This window comes from Variovorax sp. OK605 (assembly GCF_900115445.1).
In the GTDB taxonomy this organism is placed as follows: domain Bacteria; phylum Pseudomonadota; class Gammaproteobacteria; order Burkholderiales; family Burkholderiaceae_C; genus Variovorax.
In genome coordinates this window covers 114,582-139,483 of the sequence record NZ_FOWL01000018.1, presented here as the reverse complement: position 1 = coordinate 139,483, position 24,902 = coordinate 114,582, and the positions used below count along the sequence as shown (strand labels likewise).

Genomic DNA, 24,902 nt, shown 5'->3' with positions numbered 1-24,902 from the left:
CCCTAGGTGGTCGTTTTGTCCTACCCGCTGCCTACACTGAGCGATGCTGAACCCACCCGCCGCCACCCTGCCCGCTGAGGCGAACGCGCTCGCTGCCAGCGCCGCTGGCGCCCCTGGAGCCTCTCCCGGCGCGCCCACCGTGCAGCATTTCAGGCAGGCGCTGCTCTGGCCCCTGCGGCTGATGCCCGCCGCCGACGCCAAGCCCGCCCACCACGGGCCATGGCACGTGCTGCGCGAGATGGGCGAGGCCTCGCCCTGGCGCGAGGAGGTCGACGAATACACCGGCGACAGCAGCCGCTTCCACGAGCGGCACTACAACGAGTTCGTGAGCTTCCTGCCTTACGTGCAGCGCTTCCTGTACGGCGAGGGGCGCGCGCGCGGCGCGACCGACAGTGCCGGCGCCGACGGCGATTCGCCCATGCGCATCTTCCGCCGCCACGACGTGGCCGCGGTGCGCCTGGTCGCGCAGCCGGGCGACGCGCCGGTCACGCTGCAGGTGATCCACTGCGACCTGTACTTCTTCTTCGACATCGACGTGGTGCTGCTCAACCTGGAGGTCGGCGCCGACCACCTGAGCCTCGCGCAGGCGCAGGACATCCTGTACCGCTTCGGGCGCGCGTACCCTTCCGGCTGGGAGCCCGACGGCTCGGCGCTGCATTGCATGGCCAGCGTCGAATGGCTGGCCGCCGACGGCCGGGTGCTCGCGAGCTCCGACGCGCAGCAGCGCGAGGCCTTCCTGTCGCACGTGGCCCAGCACCGCGCGCCGCGCATCTCGTCGCACTGGGCCTACCTGATGCAGCCGCTGGTGACCGACTACTCCGACGAGCCCGGCGCGCTGCGCTACCGGCAGATCGAGTACTACCGCATGCCCGTCATGGCCTACCTGTCGCTGGACGACCCGCGCCGCCTCACGCGCGACGACTTCGTGCGGCTCGCGCTGGTCACCGGCGCGGGCGCCACCGACGCCCACCTGCCCTATGCCGACCACCACCTCGCCGACTTCGAGCACAAGTACTGCTACGACCGCTTCTGGGTGAACGCGGGCGCGGCGCCCAACACGCGCTACCTGTGCAACGGCCATGCGCTGGTGGTGGTGGGCGATGCGCGCTCGGAGTTCTTCTGCTGCCGCGACCGCGGCGTGCTCGCGCAGTTCAGGCACCAGCACTTCCTGCTGTTTCTGATCGCGCACTTCCAGAAGGCCTCGCTGCTGATGTTCTCCGACCAGCTGGTGGAGGCGCTGAAGCGGCTGGACATCCGCAGCACGCCGAGCGTGAAGCTGTTCAAGCGCGCCATCCGCGCGAGCTTCGAGCGCTTCCTGCGCTTCACGCACCGCTACTGGTTCCACGAGATCTCCGAGCAGGCGCAGGTGCGCGCGCTCTCGCACATGTGCGCCACCCACCTCGGGCTCGACCCGCTGTACGACGAGGTCAAGGCGCGCATCGCCGACATGAACACCTACCTCGACGCCGACAGCCTGCGCCGCCAGGCCAGCACCGTCGTGCGGCTCACGGTGGTCACGCTGTTCGGGCTCATCGGCACCATCACCACCGGCTTCCTGGGCATGAACCTGCTGGCTGAGGCCGACGCGCCGCTGTGGCGCAAGGCGGTCTGGTTCGGCGTGGTGTTCGTGGCGACCACCTGGCTCACCATCTACACGATGGTGAAGTCGCAGCGGCTGTCGGATTTCATCGACGCGCTGTCGAACGACAAGCTGGGTTTCCGCGGCAAGATGGCCGCGCTGGCGCGGGTGTGGCGGCCGGGCGCCGATTGACCGGACGGCAGAATCGCGCGATGCGCATCGCCATCGTCTCGGACATTCACGGCAACCTTCCGGCCCTCGAGGCCGTGGTCGAGGACATCGCCCGCCGCGGCGCCGACCTGGTCGTCAACCTGGGCGACAGCGTGTCCGGCCCGTTGATGCCGCTGGAGACCGCGCGGTTCCTCATGGCGCAGGACTGGGTGCACCTGGCCGGCAACCACGAACGCCAGCTGCTGACGCTGGGCCCGGGCCGATGGGGGCCTTCGGACGAATTCGCGCACGCCCGCCTGGGCCCGAAGGAGTTCGAATGGCTGGCGTCGCTCGAGCCGAGCCTGCGCCTGAGCCCCGAAGTCATGCTGTGCCATGGCACGCCGAGCAGCGACGTCGCGTACTTTCTCGAGACGGTCGAACCGTCGCTGTTCCGTGCGGCCACGCTGGCGGAGATCGACGCGCGCCTCGGCCAGGTCGGTGCGCCACTGGTCGCATGCGGGCACACGCATGTGCCGCGCGCGGTTCGCGCCTCCAGCGGCCAGCTCATCGTCAACCCGGGCAGCGTGGGCCTGCCGGCGTACGACGACATCCATCCGTTCCCGCATGCCGTGCAGACGGGTTCGCCGGACGCGCGCTACGCCATTGCCGAACAGCGGGACGGCGCATGGACCTGCGCGCTGCTGTCGGTGCCCTACGACCATCGGCCCATGGCCGCGCTGGCGCTCTCGCGCCAGCGGCCCGACTGGGCCAGCGCGCTGCGCACCGGCTACCTGCCGCGATAGCAGCTTCGGCTTCGGCTTCGGCTTCGGCTACGCCTACCCCTGCGCCAGCAACTGCTTGGCGATCATGTTCCGGTGGATCTCCGACGCGCCTTCGTAGATGCGCAGCACCCGCAGATCGCGGTACACGCGCTCGACGATGGTGCCGCGGCAGTAGCCCGAGCCGCCGAAGATCTGCAGCGCCTTGTCGGCGATGCGGCAGGCCGCCTCGGTGCAGATCACCTTCACCATCGACGCCTTCATGCGCGCGTCTTCGCCGCGCGCGGCGCGCCACACCGCCTCGAACAGCACCATGCGCGCGGCATGCAGGTCCATCGCCATGTCCGCGATCATGTGCTGGATGGCCTGGTGCTCGCCCAGTGTCTGGCCGAAGGTGACGCGCGTCTTCGCATGCTCGATGGTTTCGTCGAGCGCGATCTGCGCGGGGCCCAGCGCCTGGCAGCCGACGTTGAGCCGGCCTTCGTTCAGCCCCGACATCGCATACGACAGGCCGCGGCCCTCCTCGCCCAGCAGGTTCTCCACGGGAATGCGGCAGTCGGTGAAAGAGATCTCGCACAGGCTGTCGTCCATCCAGCCCATGGTCGCCATGGTGCGCGTCACCTTGAAGCCGGGCGTGGTGGTGTCGAGCAGGAAGGCCGAGATGCCGCGCTTGCCGGCCGAGCGGTCGGTGGAGGCGAGCACGGTGATCGAGTGCGCGTGGTTGGCGTTCGAGATGAAGGTCTTCACGCCGTTCAGCACGTAGTGGTCGCCCTCGCGCGTCGCCGACGTGAGCATGCGCGCCGCGTCCGAGCCCGCATGCGGCTCGGTGATGGCGATGCAGTTGCGCGAGCGGCCCGAGGCGATCTCTGGCAGCCACTTCTTCTTGATCGCCTCCGAGCCGTGGTCCACGATGATGTGCACGCCCGGCCCGAGCGCCGAGCGCACGAAGGGCCAGAACTGCGGCGGCAGGCGCGCGAGCTCCAGCTGCACCGCCACGCTGGTGAGGTGGTCCATCGGCATGCCGCCCCAGGCCTCGGGAATGGCCATGCCGTAGAAGCCCATTTCGCGCAGCGTGGTCTCCACCTGCTCGGGCACCTCGCCGGTTTCATGGAAGCGCGGCTCCAGCTTGAGCAACGCGTCGACCGCATTGCGCGTGGCCACCCGCATTTCTTCGGCGTCGGGGGGCAGATCGAAATTCATGGCATCTCCTTGGGTTGACTGTGGTGGGCCGGCAGCGGCTACAGAAGCTCGGCCCGGCCGTGCGTGAGCACGAGCACGTCGCGCTCGAGCGCGCGCAGGCGAAACGCCACTCCGGTGCCGTCGCGCCAGCTTTCGAGCCGCAGCGTTTCGCCGGGGTAGACCGGCGCCGAGAAGCGCGCGCGCATGGCGCGCAGCCGCGCGGGGTCCGAATCGGCATACGCCGCCAGCAGGCCGCGACCAGCCATGCCCCAGGTCGCGAGGCCGTGCAGGATGGGGCGCGCAAAGCCCACCTTGGCGGCGAACGCGGGCTCGGCGTGCAGCGGGTTCATGTCACCCGACAGGCGGTACAGCAGCGCCTGGTCGGGTCGCGTCGGCAGGTCGAGGGTGAGCTGGGGTGCGGCATCGGCCGCCGGGTGTTCGGCAGGTAGCGCCGGCGCGGGCTCGTCGCACTGGCCGTCGGCCGCAGAGAACCCGCCGTCGCCGCGCAGGAAGTACACGCTCTCGACCGTGGCCAGCGCCCGGCCGTCGCCGTCGACGAGTTCCTTCTCGGCATGCAGGATCGCCCCCTTGCCTGCGCCCTTGTCGACCAGCCGCGTGACGCGCGTGCGGCCGACGACCGTGCCCGACGGCGGCAGCGGCGCATGCAGGCGCACCGCCTGCTCGCCGTGCACGAGCTTCATGAAGTCGATGCCGATCTCCTTGCGCTCGCGCATCCAGAAGCCGGGCGAGGCCAGCACGGCGGCCATGGTGGGCAGCGCCGCGAGTTCCTTCTCGTAGACGAAGCGCAGCTGCTTCTCGTCGAGCGGGTCGGCGCCCAGGCCGAGCCCGAGGGCGTAGAGCATCGTGTCCCTGGGCGTGTAGGCGTGGCGCACGTCGCCCGATTGCCAGTCGCGTGCCTTGCGGTAGTCGATCATGGGTGTGGCTGTGTTGTCGGTGTTGACGGTGTTGACGGTCTTGACCGTGTCGACCGTGTTGAACTCAAGAAGACGCCGCCGGCCAGCGGAACTGCGCCGGCTCGCGCGCGGCGAAACGCCGCACCGCCTCTTTCGCGTAGTCGCTGCCCGAGGCCAGCGCCTGGCCGTCGGCTTCCACCTCGAGCAGCGTCTGCAGGTCGTTGGCGAGCGAGTCGCGCAGCGCGCGCTTCGACAGCCCCATGGCCACCGGCGACGCGCCGGCAAAGCTGCGCGCAATGGCCTGGGCGCGCGGCAGCAACGCCTGAACGGGCAGCACTTCCATCGCGATGCCCAGGCGCAGCGCCTCGGCCGCATCGACCTCGCGCGCCGAGAAGATCAGCTCCTTCGCGCGCTGCAGACCGACCACGCGCGGCAGCGTGTAGTGCGCGGCCATGTCCGGAATGAGGCCGATGCGCTGGAACACCATGCACAGCCGCGCGCGTTCGCTCAGCAGCACGATGTCGCACATCAGCGCGATGCTGAAGCCCGCGCCGAAGGCCACGCCGTCCACTGCGGCGATGACGGGAATGTCGAGCGCCATCAGCTCGGTGCAGATGCGCGAGTAGCGCGCCATGCCGTCGCGGCGCTGCTCGGCCGTGCGTGGCCCGCCCTGGCCCATGGCCTTGACGTCGCCGCCCGCGCAGAACGCACCGCCCGCACCCGCAATGACCAGCGCGCGCACCGACGCGTCCATGCGCAGCGCGGCCAGTTGCTCGCCGAGCTCGTCGGCCATGGCCGGGTCGAGCGCGTTCTTCGCCTCGGGGCGGTTCAGCGTCAGCAGGGCCACGCCGTCGTCGACGCGAAAGTCGATCGTCTTCATGGCGCGGGCTCCTCCAGCACCGAGATGGGCGTGCCGTCGACCATCACGTCGCAGTACTCCGACATGCCGAGCACGCGGCGCCCTTCGCAGCTGTACTCGGTGATGCCTTCGGTGATGCGGGTGTACGAGCTCTCTTCACCCGCACCGCCCGCGCGTTTGTGCCGCAACGGCACCAGCGCGCCGACCTTGCCCTGCAGCGTGTAGCTGCGCTCGGCCGTGCGCACGTGCGCGGTGAAGCTGCGCGGAAAGTAGCGCTCGTCGTAGACCGTGACGATGCGCCCGTCGATCACCGGCTCGTGGCGCCCGTTGCGCAGCACGTTGCCGCTCACGTGGTGGGCCTGCCCCTTGTGGTCTTTCCGGCCCTTGACCGACAGCAGCACGCCGAAGTCTCGCCCGAAGGTCACGGGCAGCCACTTGTACCAATGGAAGCTGTGCCAGTGGCGCGGCCCCCACGACTTGTCGCGGTAGCCGGTGCCGTCGATGTCGAAGCGCTGGCCGTCCACCGCGATGTGGCCGCGCACCGCCATGCTCTGCTCGGTGTGGCCGCGGTACACGGCGCTCGCGGGGTCGAGTACCAGGCGGCTGCCGTCGGGCGCGACGATCTCGCCGCCATGCATGGGCGACACGCCCTCGAAGTCGAGCGCGATCGATGCCGGCCGCTTGGGGTAGCGCTTGAAGGCGCTGCTCGGGTCGGCCATGGCGTGCGGGTCGTCCATCAGCAGCAGTTCGCCCTCGTACGTCGCGCGCAGCCGCTTGAAGGGCTCGATCACCTCGAAGCGCAGGCCGCCGGCGTCCATGGCGTCGTTGTTCGCAATGTGCGGACGGGCATGCATGAAGCCGACGCGGCCGTCGGGCAGGTAGACGCAGCACGTCATCTCCGCGTGCCCTTCGTGCGGCCGGTTGCCCAGCCGCATCCACGCGCCGATGCCGCGCGCGGTGTCGAACGCGTTGAAGTACATGCTCTCGTTGTAGTTGGCGGCGTCTTCGGGCACGTGGGTGTACTCGTCCCTCGGGTCGAGGCGCAGCGTGCTGCCGGGCGGCATGTACATGGCCGCTCGCTCAGAGGCTGATGTGGAAGCCGCCGTTCACGCCCAGGTGCTGGCCCGTGATGTACGAGGCCGCGTCGGACATCAGGAAGCACACCGTCTTCACCACTTCCTGTGGTGTCGACCAGCGGCCCAGCGGAATCTGCGCCAGCATGCCGTCGCGGAATTTCTCGCCGCGCACCACCTCGGTCATGGGCGTCTCCACCACGCCGAAGCAGATGGAGTTGGTGCGGATGTTGTAGCGGCCCCATTCGCGCGCGGCCGTCATCGTCACGCCCAGCATGCCGGCCTTGGCGGCCGCGTAGTTGACCTGGCCGATGGAGCCCTTGCGGCCCGCGTCCGACGAGATGTTGACGATGGCGCCGCCGGTCGTGTCGCCCGCTTTCGCGCGCGCCACCATGTGGCGGCCCACGGCCTGCAGCCAGTAGAAGGTGCCGGTGAGGTGCACGTCGATCACCTCCTGCCACTGCGTGGGCGTCATCTTCTCGATCATGGCGGGGCGCGTGATGCCCGCGTTGTTGACCAGCCCGTGCACGCCGCCGAAGCGCTTCACGGCCTCCTCCACTGCGCTGGCGGCCAGCGCCGCGTCGGTCACGCTGCCGACCACCTGCTGCACGCGCGCGGCGGGCAGCTCGGCCATCGCGGCCTCGAGCGTGTCGGGGTTCAGGTCGAGCGCGACCACGTTGCCGCCGAGTTCGATCACCAGCTCGGCGGTCGCCTTGCCGATGCCCTGCCCCGCACCGGTGACGACGATGGTGCGGCCTTCGAGAGTGACGAGATTCTGCATGGGTTGCCCAGTTGAATTTAGTTTGGTTGAACCAATGATAGATGGCTTGCGCGAACCGATCAAGCGCGATCGATCTCGATCAGGCCGCGGCGCGCAGCGCCTTCGCGCGCTCGGCCTCCTGCAGCTGGCGCCAGGCGATCTTTCCGGTGGCGGTCTTGGGCAGCTCGGCCACGAACTCCACCAGCCGCGGGTACTTGTAGGCGGCCATCTTCTGCTTCGCCCATTCGACGATGTCGGCCTCGCGCACCCGCGCGCCCTGCCCTTCGCGCAGCACCACCACGGCCTTGACCGTCTCGCCGCGGTAGGCGTCGACGGCCGCGATCACGCAGGCCTCGGCGATGGCCGGGTGCTCGTGCAGCATCGCCTCGACCTCGGCCGGCCACACCTTGAAGCCCGAGGCGTTGACCATGCGCTTGAGCCGGTCGACGATGAAGAAGTAGCCCTCCTCGTCGCGCCGTCCCAGGTCGCCGCTGCGCACGAAGCGCTTGCCGTCCAGCAGCAGCGTGGCGTTGCGCGTGGCCTCTTCGTTGCGCCAGTAGCCCGTGAAGACCTGCGGCCCGGCCATCACGATCTCGCCCACCTCGCCGGGCGGCAGCTCGGCCGATGTGTCGGGGTCGATCACGCGCAGGTCGGTGTTGAACAGCGGCACGCCCAGGCACTGGCGCTTGAACGCGGCCGGCGGGTTGCCCGACACGTGCGCGGTCTCCGAGAGGCCGTAGCCCTCGAGAAAATCGAGCCCGGTCAGCGCCTTCAACCGTTCGCCCACCGCCTCGGGCATGCCGGCGCCGCCGCCGCCGATGCGCCGCACCGAGCGCAGGTCGTATTCCGCCAGCCGCGGGCTCGCGAGAAAGTCGATCACCATGGTCGGCATCGCCGTCCAGTGGCTCACTTGGTGGCGCGCGATGAGGGCGGCCGCCTCGTCGCGGTTCCAGCGCTTCATGAGCACCAGCGTGCCGCCGCCGTAGATGGGCGCGTTCAGCAGGTTCTGCATGCCGGTGATGTGGAAGTAAGGCAGCGCCACCAGCTGCACCGAGTGCGGCACCAGCCCCATCCAGTGCGCGACGATCACCGTGCTGGCCGTGAGCGTGCGGTGCGTGTGCATGCAGCCCTTGGGCGCGCCGGTGGAGCCCGAGCTGTAGAGGATGAGCGCGAGCGCATCGGGCAGGTGCTCCAGCGGCGCGAGCGGGACCGGCGCCGCGGCCAGCACGCGGCGCAGGCCGATGGTGCGTGCGGGGTTCCCGAGATTCCCCGCGCCTTCCGCGACGGTGTCGGCTGGCACATCCGCCGGCCCGGGGCTGCCCACGATGATCACGCGCCGCAGCTGCTGGGCCGCGGGCACGGCCAGCAGCTCGGCCACGTTGTCGGAGCCGCAGAAGGCCGCCACCGCGCCGGTGTCGCTCAGGTAGTGCGGCAGCTCGTCGCGCTTGTTCATCGGATTCACCGGCACCACCACGGCGTTGATGCGCAGCACGGCGTAGTAGGCGGCAACCCAGCCGCGCCCGTTCTGCAGGCAGATGAGCACGCGGTCGCCGCGCTGCACGCCGAGCTCGTTCTGCAGGAAGGCCGCGATGCGTTCCACCTGCTCGACCAGCTCGGCGTAGGCCAGGCTGCCGAAGTCGTCGACCAGCACCGCGCGCCGCGGCGAGCGCATGGCCGACACCAGCAGGTTGGCGCACAGGTTGGTGGGCGGAATGTCGATGTCGCGCGGCAGGCCGCGCGGCCAGGTGCTCAGTTCATGCGGGGTCACGCTTGTCGTCCTTCGTTCTTTGTGTTCTCTGGTCTTCGCTGGCGTTCTGCTTCACGCCCCGGCCTGGCCGCAACGGCAATTTGCCGTCTTGCATTGTTTTGGTTGAACCAATGATAATGACGGCGGCAATCCACTGTCAACATGGAGCAAACCGAATGAGCATTCAACGGCGGGCCTGCATCGCAGGCGCTTTCGAACACCCCACGCGCAAGGCGCCCGACAAGACGGTGGCGCAGCTGCACGCCGAGTGCGCGCGCGGCGCGCTGGCCGATGCCGGCCTGTCCCTTCAGGACGTCGACGGCTACTTCTGCGCCGGCGACGCGCCCGGCCTCGGGCCGCTGAGCATGGTCGACTACCTGGGCCTGAAGGTGCGCCACGTCGACACCACCGACACCGGCGGCTCGGCCTACCTGGTGCAGGTGTCGCATGCCGCGCAGGCCATTGCGGCAGGCAAGTGCAACGTGGCGCTCATCACGCTGGCGGGCCGGCCGCGCAGCGAGGCTGCCGGCATCGGCACCGGGCCGCGCAACGTGACCGCGGCCACGCCCGACGTGCCCTGGGAAATGCCCTACGCGCCGGTCACCGTGAACATGTATGCGCTGGCCGCGGCGCGCCACATGCACGAGTTCGGTACCACCAGCGAGCAGCTCGCCTGGATCAAGGTGGCCGCCGCCGCGCACGCGCAGCACAACCCGAACGCGATGCTGCGCGAGCCGGTCACGGTGGAAGAGGTGCTGGCCTCGCCCCTGATTTCCGACCCGCTGCACAAGCTCGACTGCTGCGTGGTGAGCGACGGCGGCGGCGCGCTGCTGGTGGTGCGGCCCGAGATCGCGCGCGCGCTCAAGCGGCCTGTGGTCAACGTGCTCGGCGCGGGCGAAACGGTGAAGGGCCAGGCCAACGGGCAGGTCGACCTCACGTACTCCGGCGCGGCCGTGTCGGGGCCGATCGCCTTCGCCGAGGCGGGCGTGACGCCGGCGGACATCCAGTACGCCTCGGTCTACGACAGCTTCACCATCACCGTGCTCATGCAGCTCGAGGACCTGGGCTTCTGCAAGAAGGGCGAAGGCGGCAGGTTCGTGATGGACGGCAACCTGATCTCCGGCATCGGCAAGCTGCCGTTCAACACCGACGGCGGCGGCCTGTGCAACAACCATCCGGCCAACCGCGGCGGCATCACCAAGGTGATCGAGGCGGTGCGCCAGCTGCGCGGCGAAGCGCACCCGAAGGTGCAGGTGCCCAACTGCGGCCTGGCCCTCGCGCAAGGCACCGGCGGGCTGCTGGGCTCGCGCCACGGCAGCGCCACCCTGATCATGGAGAGGAACTGAAATGACCACGATGTACCAAGAGCGCGCGCTGGGCGCACCGATCGTCGACGCCGCCACCGAGCCTTACTGGAACGCGGCGAAGGAAGGCACGCTGCGCATCAAGCGCTGCACCGCCTGCGCCAGGCTGCACTGGTACCCGCGCGCGCTGTGCCCCTACTGCCTGGGCGACACCGAATGGGTCGATGCCTCGGGCATGGGCACCGTCTACAGCGTGAGCGTCACGCGCCGCGCGGGGCCCATTCCCTACGCCATTGCCTACGTGACGCTCGACGAAGGCGTGACCATGCTCACCAACATCGTCGACTGCGACCTCGACGCGGTGCGCATCGGCGACCGGGTGAAGGTGTGCTTCAAGCCGGCCGAAGGCGGCTTCGCGGTGCCGATGTTCGCGCCGCTTGCAGCGCCGGTTACTCCGACTTGATGTTCGCCTCGCGGATCACCGAGGTCCACGTGGCGTACTCCTCGGTGATGCGCGCGCCCAGTTGCTCGGGCGTGCTGCCGGTGGCATCGGCGCCGGCGGTCTCGAACTTCTCCTTCACCTCGGGCAGCGCGAGCGCCTTGACGATGGCCTCGTTGAGCTTCGCGACCACGTCGCGCGGCGTGCCGGCCGGTGCGAACAGGCCGAACCACACCTCGGGGTTGAAGCCCGGCAGCGTGTTGGCGATGGGCGCCGCGCCGGGCGCCAGCGGCGAAGCCTGCAGCGAGCTCACGCCCAGCAGGCGCACCTTGCCGTCCTTGATGAAGGCGTTCATCTGCGACGAGCTGGTGCTCAGCAGCACCTTCGACTCGCCCGTGAGGATCGCCTGCGTGGTCGGCGCCTGTCCCTTGTAGGGAATGTGCGTCATCTCGATGCCGGCGCGGCGGCTGAAGAGCTCGGTGGCCAGGTGGCCGAAGGACGCGGGCCCGGCGGTCGCGAAGTCGAGCTTGCGCGGGTTGGCCTTGGCGTAGTCGATCAGTTCCTTGACCGACTTCGCGGGCACCGTCGGGTTGACCACCAGGATCATCGGCTGCAGCGACACCAGCGAGACGGGCGCGAAGTCTTTCAGGGGCGCGTAGTCGGCGTCCTTGGAGACCTGCGGCGAGATCACCAGCCCGTTGTTGGGGAACAGCAGCGTGTAGCCGTTGGCCGGCGCCTTCGCCACGAACTTGGTGCCGAGCACGGCCGACGCGCCAGCCTTGTTCTCGATGATGACGGGCTGCTTCAGGAAGCGCTGCATCGGCTCCTGCAGCACGCGCGCGAGCACGTCGGTGGTGCCGCCCGGCGGGTACGGCACGATGATGGTGATCGGCTTGTTCGGAAAGTCCGACGGCTGGGCAATGCCGGCCTGCGGCAGCGCCAGTGCGCCGGCCGCGAGCAGCGCGGCGCACAGCGACCTCGCCTTCAGTTTCACGAGGCGCTTCAACCTGCTTGTCATGTCTTGTCTCCTTCGTTGTTCGAACCGCGGGACCGGGGGCTTCAGCCGTTCACATGCAGCGTGCGGCTTTCTCTCAGTGCGTCGATGCGTTCCGCGCTCAGGCCCAGCAGCTCGCCGAGCAGCGCGGGGCCGTCGCCGCCCAGCGCCGGCACGCCGCCGCGCGCATGGGCGGCCGTGCGGCTGAAGCGAAAGGCCGGGTTGGGCACCTGGAACGCGCCCGAGCCGTCGTCGATGGTCTGGAAGGCCTGGCGCTCGACCAGCGGCGGCAGTTGCATCGCCTCGCGCACGGTGAAGTAGCGCGAGCACGGTACGCCCGCGGCATTCATCTCGGCCTCGCATTCGGCGGCGGTGCGCGAGGCGGCCCAGTCGTCGAGCAGCTGCATCAGCTCGCCCCAGTGGTGCTCGCGCTCCTGGCTGGTGCGAAAGCGCGCGTCGGTGATCCATTCGGGGTGGCCGGTGCCGCGCGCCAGCGCCTCGAAGTTGTTCTGGCTCACGGGCGCGATCAGCAGGAAGCCGTCCTTCGCCTTGGTCGGGCGGTAGAGCGGGCGGCGCCGCTCGGCCGGGAACTGCGCCTCCTGGCATTCGTAGACCAGCAGGCCCAGCATCGCGTCCATCAGCGACAGGTCGACATGGTCGCCCTCGCCCGTGCGCGCGGCGCGGAACAGCGCGCTCTGGATCGCGCCGAAGGCCAGCGAGCCGCCGAGCACGTCGGCCACGAAGATGCCGTTCTTCAGCGGCCGCTCGACGTCGCCCTCCTGGTAGTCGAGGTTCGCCATGTCGTAGCCGCTGGCCGCGTGCAACACGGGCGCATACGCGCTGCGGCCCGACCATGCGCCCTCCTGCCCGAAGCCGGAGATCGAGCAGTACACCAGCTTGGGGTTCAGCGCGCAGAGCGCCTCGTAGTCGAGGCCGAGCCGCTTCATCACGCCGGGCCGGTAGTTCTCGACCAGCACGTCGCACTGCGCGACCATCTCGCGCACCAGCGCAATGGCATCGGGCTTCTTCAGGTCGAGCGACAGGCTCTTCTTGCCTGCGTTGAGCTGCGCGAAGTAGGTGCTGCGCCCCTCGCGGCGCGGCGGCCGCATGCGGATGTGGTCGCCCTCGGGCGGCTCGACCTTGATGACCTCCGCGCCGAGGTCGGCCATGAGGCGGGTGCAGTACGGGCCCGACATCATGGCCGTGAAGTCGAGGACCCGCACGCCGTCGAGGATGCCCGGCCTGGCCTTGGCCTTGGTGTCGCCGCTGTTGCTGCTGTTGCTGCTGTTGCTGTCGCTGTTCATCTGGCGTCCTTCAGGCGATGTTCGATTCGGACACCGCGAGCGCGGCGAGCCGGCCGCCGCCAAGGGCGTCGAGGTAGTCGGCATGCGTGGCCGCATCGCCGGCGTAGCGTTTCAGGTAGGCGGCAAAGGCTTCCCCGCTGGCGCTGGCCTTCACGTACTCCTTCAGGTGGCGCTCGTCGGCGCGGTAGAGCGAGGGCGACGAGGTCGGGTGCGCGCCGTAGGGCGCCTCCACCACCGCGTCGACCATCACGCCCGGCAGCTTGGTGAGGTGGTTCGAGCGGCGGATGGTGTCGCTCGACACGATGCGGTCGACCGACACGATCACGTGCCGCGAGGCCTGCGCCAGCATCGCGTCGAAGAAGGGCGTGGCCAGGAACTGCACGTTGCCGTGCTCGTCGGCCTGCTGCGCGTGCAGCAGGCACACGTCGGGCTTGATGGCCGCCGCCGCGAGCATCTTGCGTTCGCCGGGCTTCGAAGGCAGGGGCCAGTAGTGCTCGGGCGTGTGGCGCGGCAGGTCGGTGCCCAGGTCGGGAATGGCGGTCCACGGCATGTCGCAGATGCCGGCGCGCAGGCCGCCCGCGATGCCGGGGCCGTCGAGCTCGTACACCTTCAGCGTGCCGGCCTCGGCCTGGCGGCGGAAGTGCGGCGCCAGGCCGAACTGCTCGAAGCTGATGAACACGCAGGCCGTGCTGCGCGCACAGCCCGCGCCTATGAGCATGTCGGGTGCGATGGAGCCGGGCGCGGGCACCAGGTCGAGGTTGCGCGCGCCCTTGCGGATCAGCGCGCGCACCAGCGCCATGGGCTGCGCGTTGAAGATCCAGCCGCCGAGGCCGACCTTGTCGCCGTCTTTCACGACGGACACGGCTTCGTCGAGCGAGACCAGCTTGCTTTTTTGAGTCATGGGTGGAGGCCTGTCAGGGAACGACCGGAAGCCGGTCAGGGGAACTTGCGGCGAAGCGTGCCGCGCGTGTCGACACGGGTGCGAAGAAGGTGCAGCTCTTCGGCGGTGGGCATGGCGGTGACGGGCGGCGTGCCGTCCACGCGCATCTCGAAGCCGGTGGCCGCGTGGATCTGTTCGAGCGTGACGCCCGGGTGCACCGAGCGCACGCGCATGGCCTTGCTGGCCGGCTCGAAGTCGAACACGCCCAGCGGCGACACCACGAGCTTCGGGCCGCCCGCGGGCAGGCCGGCTTCCTCGCGCGAGTTGCCGCCTTCCATGTGGCCCGGGCCGCAGAGAAAGTCGACGCGCGGCACGAAGGCGCTCCTGTCGTGCCGCGTGAGCGCCACGTAGAAGCGCCTGGCCAGCCCGCAGAGCGCGCTGATGCCCACCGTGCCGGGCCCGCGCACCTTCGGCCGCGCATGGTCGCCGACTACCACGGTGTTGATGTTGCCGAAGCGGTCGACCTGCAGCGCGGAGAGGATCGCGAAGTCGAAGAAGTGGATCTTCCAGTCGATGAAATCGATCATGTTCGGAAGGTCCATCCAGGCTTCGGACGACTCGATGTTGCCCGAGTCGGCGGTCGACAGCAGATGGTCGCGCACCGGGTTGACCATGCCGCCCGGGCCCGAGATCCACCACAGGCGCGGCGCCTGCATCTCGCGCGCCAGGTTGCAGGCGGCGAGCTGGATGTCGGAGTTGGTGCCGATGATGACCTTCTCGCCGTCCTCGAAGTCGCGTGCCAGCAGCACGGCGAGCAGTTCGCCGGTGGAGGGCGCGGAAGGCGCGGAAGGCACGGAAGGCACGGAAGACATCTCGTCGTCGTGCATCGCTTGAGGTATTTTTGGTTGAACCATTGCTAAATGCTAGGAATCAACCACCGCACTGTCAAGCGGGGTTCGCCTTGGGGCGGGCAAAAAAAGACCGCGCGCCTTGCGGCGAGTGGTCTGTGCGTGGCGCGTGCGGCTGCTGCGGAATCAGCGTGCGGTCTTGGGCGCCGTCTTCCCGGCCGTCTTGCCCGCTGTCTTTGCCGCGGCCTTCGCGGCCGGCTTGGCCGCGGGTTTGGCGCGGGTCTTCGCGGCGGCCGGCGCCGCGGGCGCTTCCTCGGCCGCGGCGTCTTCCACCTTCGACAGGTAGCTGCGCTGCAGCCGCTTGAGGATGGATTCCATCTCCGCCACGGCCGCGGCCGCGTCGCGCGCCACCAGGTGCTTCAGGAAACGGCGGCGCGACGGCAGCACGTAGTTGTTGTCGTAGTGGCCCACCTGTCCGATGAACTCGGCCAGCACGTTGAGCACGCCGTTCATCACGATCACCATGATCGGGTTGCCCGTCATGCGCGCAAGGATGCGGTGGAACTCCAGGTTGGTGGCGGCGCGCGCGGGAAAGTCGTCCTTGCGCATGGCCTCTTCGGCCGCGTCGATGTTGTTGCTCAGCGCCTCGATGTCGGCCGGCGTGGCGCGCGCGCAGGCCTCGCGCACCAGGATCGACTCGAGCCAGATGCGCGCCTCTGTCAGCTGCGCCGGCTGGATGGCGCCCATGTGGTACATGTCCATCAGGCCGGTGGCAATGGCGTCGCCGCTGCGCCCGCTGATGAAGGCGCCGCCGGTCGCGCCCTTCTGCAGGCGGATGAGCCCGGCGTGCTCCAGCGAGCGCAGCGCCTCGCGCAGCGTGTTGCGCGACACGCCGAACTGCTCGGACAGCGCGCGCTCCGACGGCAGGCGCGTGCCCACCTTGAGCCGACCCTGCGCGAGTTCGGTGCGGATCTGCTGGGCGATTTCCTCGAAGGCGCGCGCGGAACGGATGGCCTGGAACTTGGCGGCCGGCGCCGCGGGGGTGTCTGCCGGTGTGAGCTGCGGTTCTTTGGCGGTCATCGGAATCTCCCGGAAAAATGAAAAGTTGGACCTTTGAGCCAATGATAAATGGCACGGTCCGGGCCGGGAGGCGATGCGGGCCCGGCAACGGGCCGGGGCGCGAGCTGACGCTCGACTTCTAGCGCCCCGCCTTCTTGCGCTCCATGTCTTCCAGCAGCAGGTGCAGCGCGGTCAGGTGCTTGGCGAGCGCCGCGCTGGCCTTGTCCGCGTCGCGCTCGCGCATGAGCCGCAGCACCTTGCGGCGCACCTGCACCACGTTGCTGTGCGGCGTCTGCAGCTGCGCGATGAGGCCGCGCAATATCTCGGAGAGCGCGTCGATCAGCATCACGATCACCTCGTTGTGCGTCGCGCGGCCGATGAGCCGGTAGAACTCGGTGATGAGCCCGCTGTCGCGCACCGGCTTGCCCTGCTTCACCAGCTCGGCAAAGCGGTCGATGTCGGCCTCGATGGCGGCAAAGTCTTCTTCGGTGGCGCGCTCGCAGGCCAGCTTGATGGCCAGCCCGCACAGCAGGATGCGCGCCTCGGTCACGTCCGACACCGGCACCTGGTTGAGCGCCACCATGTCGCGCACCGCCTGCGTGATGCCCTCGGGGTGCGACTGCTTGATGTAGAAGCCGCCGTTGATGCCGGTCAGCGCCTCCACCATGCCCGCCATCTCCAGGCTGCGCAGCGCCTCGCGCACGCCGCTGCGGCTCACGCCGAACTGCTCCGACAGCTCCTTCTCGCTGGGCAGCCGGTCGCCCGCGGCCAGCAGGCCGTCGGCCACCTGCTGGCGGATCTGGTCGCAGATGGCCTCGAAGGCGCGGCGCATGCGCACGGGCGCAAAGACGGGTGTGGTTTCGGACATGGCTCCTTTCCTCCTTCAGATCACGGTTGGCGGCACGGCCGCCGGGGTCGGCGCCTAGTGTGCCTCCCCCGGGCCGGCCCGATTGACCATTGTCGCCGCATTCGATATGGTTGAACCAATGAAAGCCTAACGATAACTTCCTACACTTCAGGAGACAAGCCGATGAACCCGTCCCGCCGCCACACGCTCGCCACCGGTCTCGGACTGCTGGGCGCAGCCGCCCTGCCGCCGCTCATGGCACCTGCATCCGCCCGGGCCGACCCGGCCTACCCGAACAACGTCGTCAAGTTCATCATTCCCACGCCGGCCGGCGGCGGGCACGACACCATGATGCGGGTCATCGGCCAGAAGCTCACCGAGGCCTGGGGCCAGCCGGCCATCGTGGAATCGAAGGCGGGGGCGAGCGGCGCCATCGCGGCCGCCACGGTGGCCAAGGCGGCGCCCGACGGCTACACGCTGCTGGTGAACTACAGCGCGCTCATCAGCAACCTGGTGCTGCAGCCCACGCAGACCTACAAGCTGTCGGAGCTGGCGCCCATCAGCATGCTGGCGCTCACGCCCATCGCCATCGGGGTGCGCGAGTCGCTGAACGTGAAGACGCTCAAGCAGCTGGTCGATCTTGCGAAGAGCAGGCCGGGCAAGATTTCCTATGGCTCCTACGGCCCCGGCTCGGGCGGCAACTTCGTGGGCGAGCTGCTCAACATGGCCGCGGGCATCGACACCGTGCACGTGCCCTACAAGGGCGAGGCGCCGGCGCTGCAGGACCTGATGGGCGGGCAGATCGACACGGCCGTGGTCTCGCTGGGCGGCGTGTCGCGCTACCCCGGCAAGATCCGCGCGCTGGCGGTGGCCAGCCCGACCCGCTTTCCGCTGTACCCCGACGTGCCCACCTTCGCCGAGGCCGGCTACCCCGAGGTCAACATGCCGGGCTTCGGTGCGCTCTTTGCGCCGGCGGGCACGCCCAAGGCCATCATCGACAAGCTCACGGTGGAGATGGCGCGCATCGTGAAGCTGCCCGACGTGGCGCCCAAGCTGCTCGAGCTGGGCTTCGAACCCGCGGGCTGGGGGCCGCAGAAGCTCTCGGCCTTTCTCGCGGAGCAGCTCGCGCTGACGCAGAAGCTGGTGGCCACGGGGCGCATCAAGCTCTGAGCGCTTCGCGCGGCAAGCGCAGCGAGAGCCGCGAGCGCGACAATCGCGACAAGCGCGCCGGGGGTTGCGCCGATATGATTTGCGCAGCCCGCCGACAGAGCTCCCGCGCTTGAACCACCACAACCCCGCCGCCCCAGCCCTCGCGCCTTCCATCTGGCGTCCGCTCGCGCACCGCCCGTTCCGCGGCCTGTGGACGGCCGGCAGCCTGTTCTTCGTGGGCAACGCCATGCAGAACATGGCGGCCTCGTGGCTGATGATCGAGCTCACGGCCTCGTCCTTCCTGGCGGCGCTGGTGCAGACGGCCTCGTTCCTGCCGATGTTCCTGCTGTCGCTTCCCGCCGGCGTGCTGGCCGACACCACCGACCGCCGCACGCTGATGCTGCGCATCCAGGGCGTGTACGCGGTGGCGGCGCTGGTGCTCACGGGGCTGGCGCTGGCCGGCTGCGTCGGGCCGGGCACGCTGCTGTTCTTCACCTTCCTGCTGGGCGTGTGCACGGCGCTGCAGTCGCCCTCGTGGAACTCGGCCGTGAGCGACGCGGTCGATCGCAAGGAGCTCCCGCAAGCCATCACGCTGGTGTCGATGGCCTTCAACGGCGCGCGTGCCGTGGGGCCGGCGCTGGCGGGGCTGGTGTTCGCGCTGACCGGCGCCAGCGCGGTGTTCGTGATCGCCGTGCTCACGGCCGTTGGCATGAGCTACGCCACGCGCCGCTGGCCGCCGCGCCCGCCGCTGCCCGGCAAGCTGCCGGCCGAGCGGCTGTGGGGCGGCATGCTGAGCGCGCTGCGCTATGCGCGGCATTCGCCGGCCATCTTCGCGCAGCTGATTAGAACCGCTGGCTTCAGCGGGCTGGGCTCGGCGCTGTGGGCGCTGCTGCCCGTCATCGCATCGCAGCGGCTCGACCTGGGCGCGGCGGGCTACGGCCTGCTCATGGCCTGCCTGGGCACGGGCGCGGTGTCGGCCGGCTTCTTCGTCGGGCGCATCCGCTCGCGCTTCGGGCTCGACACGCTGGCCGCGTGCTGCTGCCTGGTCTTTGCCGGCGCGATGCTGGTGGGCGCGCTGTCGACCTGGCGCCCGCTGGTGTACCTGAGCTTCGTGCTCGGCGGCGCGGCGTGGATGACCATGATGTCGACCTTCAACGCCGCCACGCAGACCAGCGCCCCGCCATGGGTGCGGGCGCGCGCCGCGTCGCTGCACACGCTGTGCTCGCTGGGCGCCTTCGCGCTGGGCTCGGCGTTGTGGGGCGCGGTGTCGAGCCTGCTGGGACTGCCGGCGGCGCTGTGCCTTTCGGCCGCGTTCATGGTCGCGAGCGTGGGGCTGGCGCGGCCGTACCCGCTGCGCATGGGCGCCGACGACGAGGTGACGCTGGCCGACCACCGCGACGAACTCTCGCTGCCGACCGAGCCGGAATTCGAGGCCGGCCCCGTGGCGGTCGAGGTGGTCTATTGCATCCGCGAGAGCGATGCGCGGCGCTTTCTCGATGCGGTGCAGCAGCTGGCCGTGCCGCGCCGGCGCGGCGGCGCCACCTTCTGGCGCGTGTACCGTGACCTGGGCGACCCGAGCCGCTATGTCGAGCGCTTCATCGTGACCTCATGGGCCGACTACCTGCGCCAGCGCGCGCGCGCCACGGTGGCGAGCAACGAGCTCGAGGCGAATGCGCGCAGCTACCAGGTGGCCGACGTGGCGGTGGTCACGCGGCACTACCTGGCCGAACGCAGCCCCTGAGCGGCATTGCGTTCAACGCTCAATCGACCCAGCGGCTCGCCTCGCCCACCGCCGCGCGCGCGGTGCGAAAGCGGTTCGCCGGGTGCTCCGGATCTTCGTAGCCGAACGAGATGCCGCACACCACCTGGCGGTCGTCCGGAATGTCGAACCACCGGTGCAGCAGCTTCGCGCGCGAGGCGATGGCCGCCTGCGCGATGCTCGCGACGCCGCGCGCCCGCGCGGCCAGCATGAAGTTGCTGACGTACGCCCCGCAGTCGAGCACGCCGTAGGTGCCCAGCACCGCCTCGGTGGTGACCAGCGCCATGTGCGGCGCGCCGAAGAAGCCGAAGTTCAGCAGCGCCTGCCGCGCCGAGGCCTCGCGGTCGCCGTGCGCGATGCCCACGCTGTCGTACAGCTGGAACCCGCACTCGCGGCGGCGATCGCGGTACACGCCGCGGTACTCGGCCGGCGGCGCGATGTCGAAGGCCTGCTCGGCCGATGCTTCGGGCGTGGTCATGGCCCGGCGCAGCCGCTCGGTGGCGTCCGCGCTGGTCACGGCCACCTGCCAGGGCTGCGAGTTGCACCACGAGGCGGTGCGCTGGGCGGCACGCAGGATGGCGTCGATCACCTCGCGTGGCACGGCCTGCGGCAGGTAGCCGCGGCAGCTGTAGCGGGCGTCGAGCACGGCGTCGAAGGCTGCTGCTGCTTGGGGGTTGTCGGAAGTGGAGGGATTCATGTCGGCTTCAACAAGGGTTGCATGGGTTCGGCACGCGTGCGCAGGAAGCCTTGCGCGGGAGCGATCCAGTCGATGTCTTGCGGCAGTCGCGCGATGCGTGCTGGCGCGCAGCTGCCGCTGAAGAGCGTCTTTTCTTCTTCGAGCAGGAAGCAGCGTTCGCCGGACGCGCGCACGGTGGTGAGCGTGAGGCCGCCGAGGTCGACGAGGTGGGGGGCAGCATCCGCGTCGCTCGTGCCCCCTGCGCCGGTGGCCAGCGTCCACCGGATCTCTCCGGGCGCCGCCGCACGCACCATGGCCAACGCGCCATCGTCCTTCGGCGCGTCGATCAGCGCCCACGCGTTGCCCTCGCCGCCGCCCACCAGGTAGCTGTTGTGCCCGGCCTGCGCGCCGGTCGTCACGCGCAGCACATGCGGCGACAGGCGCACCACCAGGCCGTCTTCCAGCGTGTGGTGGCACTGGCCGTGTCCGTCGGGATCGAGGCGCCCGACTTCCGCGTACGCCGGTTCCCATGGGTTCACCGGATGGCGCCCGGCCTTGCCGTTGGCCACGCGCGGCATGATCATCGGCACCTCGCGCAGCGCCTGCGCGCCGTCGATGCAGGCCTGCGCGGTGTCGAACGCTTGCAGCTGCTCGAGGATGCGGCGCGTGACGTTCATCAGCTTCAGCGCGCGCGCCTCGCTCAGCGCCTCGGCGGGCGTGAGCCACATGCACTCGACCGTCTCGCGCGTGTCGGCGTTCGGCGTCTGCGCCTGCGGTGCGAGGGCGACGAAGAAGCGCGTGTCGAAGCGCCGCGGCATGCCCGGCGGCGTGAGCCAGTGGCTGAAGTAGCGCAGCCGGTCGACCGCCAGCCGCCAGCCGCGCTCGCGGCACATGTGCAGCAGCGCGTCGGAGCCCTGCTCGGCGGAGTGGCGCAGCGCCTCGCGTTCGCTGGCCGGCAACGCATCGAGCGGCACCAGCGCGCCGGCCTCGTCGGACGCGAACAGCAGGCCCGCCTCCTCGAAGCACTCGCGCACGGCGGCCACGTAGTAGTCGAGCCCGTTGGCCGGCACCGCCAGCCGCAGGCTCGCGGCCGCGTCGTCGAGGCCGCAGCAGCTCGCGTGCATGGCGGGGTCGTGCGTGTCGACCGTGCCGCCGGGGAACACGCTGGCGCCGCTGTTCTGGTCGGCCTCTTTCTCCGCCCTGCGCAGCATCAGCACCTCCAGCCCCCTGCCGCTGGCCGCGCCGTCGCGCAGCACGATGAGCGAGGCGGCCGTGCGCACCGGCCGCACGCCAGCTGGCTTTGCACCCGCGTCCGTGCCCGGGTTTGCAGCCTGTGCCGCGGCCGGCAATTTCATACCTTGATTCATCGGCGTATTTGTCGAATCGGACATCTATGGTTGATCCATTCTAAAGGTTATTGGGACGAACGCTTTACACGGCGCCGTGCGCGGTCATAGCATTGGTCCTACCAATCTGGTCATCCAGATTGGACACACCACATTCTGTGTCCGCGCACACCCACGACCCATCAAGGAAAACGCGCCCATGCTCTCCCACGAAGACAACGAAACCCTGGTCCGCGTCGGCCCCGACACCCCCATGGGGCAGCTGATGCGCCTCTACTGGATTCCCTTTCTTCCCAGCCGCGACCTCGTGGCCGACGGCCAGCCGCAGCGCGTGCGCCTGCTGGGCGAAGAGCTGCTGGCGTTTCGCGACACCGAAGGCCGCATCGGCCTCATCGACCATGCCTGCCCGCACCGTGGCGCGCCGCTGGTGTTCGGGCGCAACGAGGACTGCGGCGTGCGCTGCATCTACCACGGCTGGAAGTTTGGCGTGGACGGCCACGTGCTCGACACCCCGGCCGAGCCCGCGCAGAGCCGGCTGAAGGACACCGTGCAGATCAAGAACTACCCCTGCCGCGAGCGCAACGGCATCGCCTGGACCTACATGGGACCCGACCGCGACCACCTGCCGCCGCTGCCCAACCTCGAATGGAACCTGGTGCCCGAGCAGAACGTGTACGTGAGCTTTCGCGTGCAGGAGTGCAACTGGCTGCAGGCGGTGGAAGGCGAGATCGACTCGGCGCACGCGCCCATCCTGCACGGGCGCATCGACCAGCAGGGCGCCATCAGCGACTGGACCGCCAAGAAAGACCTGCGCCCCACCTTCGAGTGCAAGCGCCAGGACTTCGGCATGAGCGTGGCCTCCAAGCGCGTGCTCGACGAGCGCACGCACTACTGGCGCGTGAACCAGTTCCTGCTGCCCTTCTACACGCTGGTGCCGCCGCAGTCGCAGTACCCCGAGCTCAGCGGCCACGCCTGGGTGCCGCTGGACGACCACCACACGCTGTGCATCATGTTCTCGTACCACCCGGTGCAACCGTTCTACGAGAAGACCCGCCAGATCTTCGACAACGGCCACGCCGGCCGCGAGACCGGCCACCCCAGCGTGAACGCCTACGCGCCGCGCCCGGCCACCGAGCCGTACGCGAAGTACTGGACGAAGTTCAACCTGCAGAGCGCGTTCCTCTTCAACTACGACGCGCAGACCAAGACCTGGTTCTCGGGCCTGCCCGGCCTGTGGGTGCAGGACGCGGCCTGCCAGTCGGGCGTGGCGCCGATCTACGACCGCTCCAAGGAGCACCTGGGCATGAGCGACACCGGCATCGCGATGACGCGCCGGCTGTTGCTGGAGACCGTGCGCAACCTTGCCGTGCGCCAGCAGCGCCCGCCGCGCATCGAGGACCCCGACCTGCCGATGGTGCGCGCGGTGTCGCTCACGCTGCCGGCCAGCGCGTCGTGGAACGAGTCGGGCCGCGAGCTGATGACCGCGCGCCTGGGCGCCGATTTCGGCTACACGCCATGAGCATGCCCGCCCCCATCGACCTGCGCCTGCGGCAGATCCGGCTGGAGGCCGAGGGCATCGCGTCGTACGAGTTCGTCTCGGCCAACGACGCGAGCCTGCCCGCCTTCACCGCCGGCGCGCACATCGACCTGCACCTGCCGCACGGCATGGTGCGCAGCTACTCGCTGGTCAACGCGCCCTCCGACGGCGGGCGCTACGTGGTGGCCGTGCAGCACGACGCCGAAGGCCAGGGCGGCTCGGCGTGGATGCACACCGCGCCGCGCGTGGGCGATCGCCTGCGCGCCACGCCGCCGAGCAACGACTTCGCACTGGCGGAAGACGCCGCGCATTCGGTGTTCATCGCGGGCGGCATCGGCATCACGCCCGTCATGTCGATGCTGCGGCGGCTGCGCGAACTCGGCCGGCCGTGGCGGCTGCACTATGCGAGCCGCTCGCCGCGCGAGACCGCGTACGCCGATGCGCTGCGCGCCATGGCGGGCGACGGGCGCGAGGTCGATTTCTGCTTCGGCTCCTCGCGCATCGACCGGCTGGACCTGGCCGGCATCGTGCGCGACGCGGCGCCCGGCACGCACCTGTACTGCTGCGGCCCGGCGCGCATGATCGACGCCTTCATCGCGGCCTGCGCCACGCGGCCCGCGCACACGGTGCACTTCGAGCGCTTCGCCGCCACCAGCGAGGCCGCCACCGAAGGCGGCTACGACGTGGTGCTCCAGCGCAGCGGCCATCGCTTCACCGTCGCGCCCGGCAAGACCATTCTCGACACGCTGCTCGACCACGCCGTGGACGTGCCCTACGCCTGCACCGCCGGCGTGTGCGGCACCTGCCGCACGCAGCTCGTCTCGGGCGAGCCCGACCACCGCGACGACTTCCTGAGCGCCGAGGAAAAGCAGGCCAACGACAGCATCATGATCTGCTGCTCCGGCGCGCGCTCCAAGACGCTGGTGCTCGACCTCTGAGCAAGGACCCGAGGCACGCCATGACCACCACCACCGAAGCGCACGAGGCCGGCAGCGGCCACGGCGCCATCGCCGGCATCCTCGCGTACCTGCGCGACCGCCGCCTGCAGCCCGGCGACCGGCTGCCCTCGGAGCGCGACCTGGCCGAGCGGCTGGGCGTGGGCCGCAACGCGGTGCGCGAGGCGCTGGCGACGCTGGTCACGCTGCGCATCGTCGAGTCGCGGCCCAACTCGGGCATCTACCTGCGGCACGTGGAGCGCGAGGCCAGCTTCGAGGCGCTGGTGATGCTCACCGACATGGGCGGCACGCCCACGCCGGTCGAGGTGGCCGAGACCATGGAAGTGCGCGGCCATCTCGAAGTGCTGGCCGCCGGCCTCGCCTGCCAGCGCCGCACCGACGCCGACCTGGAACGCATGCAGGCCGTGCTGCAGCGCACGCAGGAGGTGCTCGCGCAGAACGGCAACATCGCCGCGGCCGACACCGACTTCCACATCGCGCTGGTCGACGCCACCCACAACTCGGTGCTGGTGCGCGTGCTGCACGCCTTCTACCGCTTCACCGGCCGGCGCCGCGAGGCGATGTTCGAGGACACGGTGCAGGGCACGGCCTCGCTGCGCGACCACCGGCGGCTGTTCGAGCACATCCGCGAACGCGATTCGGCCAAGGCGCAGCTGCTCATCCTGCGGCACATGGACCGCGCGCGCAGCTACTGGTCGACCGTGCTCGGCGACTGAGCGCGCACCACAGATTCACCCACGCATCCACGCATCCCCACAAGACAA

General features: G+C 69.9%; 23 protein-coding genes. 9 read left to right on the top strand and 14 right to left on the bottom strand.

Annotated elements, in window-relative coordinates; genetic code table 11:
• Positions 1-43 precede the first annotated feature (43 nt).
• Entirely contained in the window at positions 44-1,771 is a 1,728-nt protein-coding gene (locus BM013_RS33300) for a CorA family divalent cation transporter (RefSeq protein ID WP_218153714.1), read from the top strand.
• A 20-nt stretch (positions 1,772-1,791) separates the two neighbouring features.
• A complete protein-coding gene (locus tag BM013_RS33295) occupies positions 1,792-2,532 on the top strand; it encodes a metallophosphoesterase family protein (protein ID WP_093133151.1) in 741 nt (246 codons plus the stop codon).
• A 33-nt stretch (positions 2,533-2,565) separates the two neighbouring features.
• Here the strand turns inward: BM013_RS33295 and BM013_RS33290 are convergent, their stop codons facing one another.
• From BM013_RS33290 to BM013_RS33265, 6 genes are all read right to left on the bottom strand, one after another.
• Positions 2,566-3,708: an acyl-CoA dehydrogenase family protein gene (locus tag BM013_RS33290; protein WP_093133149.1), complete on the bottom strand. Its 1,143-nt coding sequence runs from the start codon at positions 3,706-3,708 to the stop codon at positions 2,566-2,568.
• A 38-nt stretch (positions 3,709-3,746) separates the two neighbouring features.
• Entirely contained in the window at positions 3,747-4,622 is an 876-nt protein-coding gene (locus tag BM013_RS33285; protein WP_093133147.1) for a MaoC/PaaZ C-terminal domain-containing protein, read from the bottom strand.
• A gap of 64 nt (positions 4,623-4,686) precedes the next feature.
• Positions 4,687-5,481 (bottom strand): enoyl-CoA hydratase/isomerase family protein, encoded by a 795-nt coding sequence (locus tag BM013_RS33280; protein WP_093133145.1) that lies wholly within the window; start codon positions 5,479-5,481, stop codon positions 4,687-4,689.
• Positions 5,478-6,530, bottom strand: a complete 1,053-nt coding sequence (locus BM013_RS33275; RefSeq protein ID WP_093133143.1) for a DUF7064 domain-containing protein — start codon at positions 6,528-6,530, stop codon at positions 5,478-5,480. Before BM013_RS33275 ends, BM013_RS33280 begins: the two co-directional genes overlap by 4 nt.
• Positions 6,531-6,540: 10 nt before the next feature.
• Positions 6,541-7,314 (bottom strand): SDR family NAD(P)-dependent oxidoreductase, encoded by a 774-nt coding sequence (locus BM013_RS33270; RefSeq protein WP_093133141.1) that lies wholly within the window; start codon positions 7,312-7,314, stop codon positions 6,541-6,543.
• 79 nt (positions 7,315-7,393) lie between these two features.
• Positions 7,394-9,061 (bottom strand): long-chain-fatty-acid--CoA ligase, encoded by a 1,668-nt coding sequence (locus BM013_RS33265; RefSeq protein WP_093133139.1) that lies wholly within the window; start codon positions 9,059-9,061, stop codon positions 7,394-7,396.
• Between the two features lie 155 nt (positions 9,062-9,216).
• Here BM013_RS33265 and BM013_RS33260 point away from each other — a divergent pair, with 155 nt between their 5' ends.
• Both BM013_RS33260 and BM013_RS33255 read left to right on the top strand, forming a co-directional pair.
• The gene (locus tag BM013_RS33260; RefSeq protein WP_093133137.1) at positions 9,217-10,386 is read left to right on the top strand and encodes a thiolase domain-containing protein; all 1,170 of its coding nucleotides are present in this window, start codon (positions 9,217-9,219) and stop codon (positions 10,384-10,386) included.
• 1 nt (position 10,387) lies between these two features.
• Positions 10,388-10,807: a Zn-ribbon domain-containing OB-fold protein gene (locus tag BM013_RS33255; protein WP_093133135.1), complete on the top strand. Its 420-nt coding sequence runs from the start codon at positions 10,388-10,390 to the stop codon at positions 10,805-10,807.
• On the opposite strand, the gene BM013_RS33250 is transcribed toward BM013_RS33255, so the two are convergent.
• The 6 genes from BM013_RS33250 to BM013_RS33225 all read right to left on the bottom strand — a co-directional run bounded on the left by BM013_RS33250 (position 10,794) and on the right by BM013_RS33225 (position 16,736).
• Positions 10,794-11,801 carry a Bug family tripartite tricarboxylate transporter substrate binding protein gene (locus tag BM013_RS33250; RefSeq protein WP_093133133.1) on the bottom strand — a complete coding sequence of 336 codons (1,008 nt, stop codon included), beginning with the start codon at positions 11,799-11,801 and terminating at the stop codon, positions 10,794-10,796. The genes BM013_RS33255 and BM013_RS33250 overlap by 14 nt on opposite strands.
• A gap of 41 nt (positions 11,802-11,842) precedes the next feature.
• Positions 11,843-13,081, bottom strand: a complete 1,239-nt coding sequence (locus BM013_RS33245; protein WP_093133130.1) for a CaiB/BaiF CoA transferase family protein — start codon at positions 13,079-13,081, stop codon at positions 11,843-11,845.
• A 10-nt stretch (positions 13,082-13,091) separates the two neighbouring features.
• Positions 13,092-13,982: a CoA transferase subunit A gene (locus BM013_RS33240; RefSeq protein WP_093133128.1), complete on the bottom strand. Its 891-nt coding sequence runs from the start codon at positions 13,980-13,982 to the stop codon at positions 13,092-13,094.
• 35 nt (positions 13,983-14,017) lie between these two features.
• Entirely contained in the window at positions 14,018-14,848 is an 831-nt protein-coding gene (locus BM013_RS33235) for a CoA-transferase subunit beta (protein WP_218153713.1), read from the bottom strand.
• A 147-nt stretch (positions 14,849-14,995) separates the two neighbouring features.
• Positions 14,996-15,889, bottom strand: coding sequence for a FadR/GntR family transcriptional regulator (locus tag BM013_RS33230; RefSeq protein WP_093133126.1), 894 nt, complete (start codon positions 15,887-15,889; stop codon positions 14,996-14,998).
• 118 nt (positions 15,890-16,007) lie between these two features.
• Positions 16,008-16,736 (bottom strand): FadR/GntR family transcriptional regulator, encoded by a 729-nt coding sequence (locus BM013_RS33225; RefSeq protein ID WP_093133124.1) that lies wholly within the window; start codon positions 16,734-16,736, stop codon positions 16,008-16,010.
• 162 nt (positions 16,737-16,898) lie between these two features.
• On the opposite strand from BM013_RS33225, the gene BM013_RS33220 reads away from it, so the two are divergent.
• Entirely contained in the window at positions 16,899-17,885 is a 987-nt protein-coding gene (locus BM013_RS33220; protein WP_093133122.1) for a tripartite tricarboxylate transporter substrate binding protein, read from the top strand.
• Between the two features lie 109 nt (positions 17,886-17,994).
• Entirely contained in the window at positions 17,995-19,605 is a 1,611-nt protein-coding gene (locus tag BM013_RS33215) for an MFS transporter (RefSeq protein ID WP_093133120.1), read from the top strand.
• 19 nt (positions 19,606-19,624) lie between these two features.
• On the opposite strand, the gene BM013_RS33210 is transcribed toward BM013_RS33215, so the two are convergent.
• Positions 19,625-20,320, bottom strand: coding sequence for a nitroreductase (locus BM013_RS33210; RefSeq protein ID WP_093133118.1), 696 nt, complete (start codon positions 20,318-20,320; stop codon positions 19,625-19,627).
• Positions 20,317-21,654, bottom strand: coding sequence for an NUDIX domain-containing protein (locus tag BM013_RS33205; RefSeq protein ID WP_177225637.1), 1,338 nt, complete (start codon positions 21,652-21,654; stop codon positions 20,317-20,319). The genes BM013_RS33210 and BM013_RS33205 overlap by 4 nt, the downstream gene beginning before the upstream one ends.
• A 190-nt stretch (positions 21,655-21,844) precedes the next feature.
• On the opposite strand from BM013_RS33205, the gene BM013_RS33200 reads away from it, so the two are divergent.
• The 3 genes from BM013_RS33200 to BM013_RS33190 are packed head-to-tail and all read left to right on the top strand — an operon-like array spanning position 21,845 to position 24,854.
• Positions 21,845-23,164 carry a Rieske 2Fe-2S domain-containing protein gene (locus BM013_RS33200; protein ID WP_093133114.1) on the top strand — a complete coding sequence of 440 codons (1,320 nt, stop codon included), beginning with the start codon at positions 21,845-21,847 and terminating at the stop codon, positions 23,162-23,164.
• Positions 23,161-24,120 carry a PDR/VanB family oxidoreductase gene (locus BM013_RS33195; protein ID WP_093133112.1) on the top strand — a complete coding sequence of 320 codons (960 nt, stop codon included), beginning with the start codon at positions 23,161-23,163 and terminating at the stop codon, positions 24,118-24,120. The genes BM013_RS33200 and BM013_RS33195 overlap by 4 nt, the downstream gene beginning before the upstream one ends.
• Positions 24,121-24,140: 20 nt before the next feature.
• Positions 24,141-24,854 carry a FadR/GntR family transcriptional regulator gene (locus BM013_RS33190; RefSeq protein ID WP_093133110.1) on the top strand — a complete coding sequence of 238 codons (714 nt, stop codon included), beginning with the start codon at positions 24,141-24,143 and terminating at the stop codon, positions 24,852-24,854.
• The last annotated feature ends 48 nt before the right edge of the window (positions 24,855-24,902 follow it).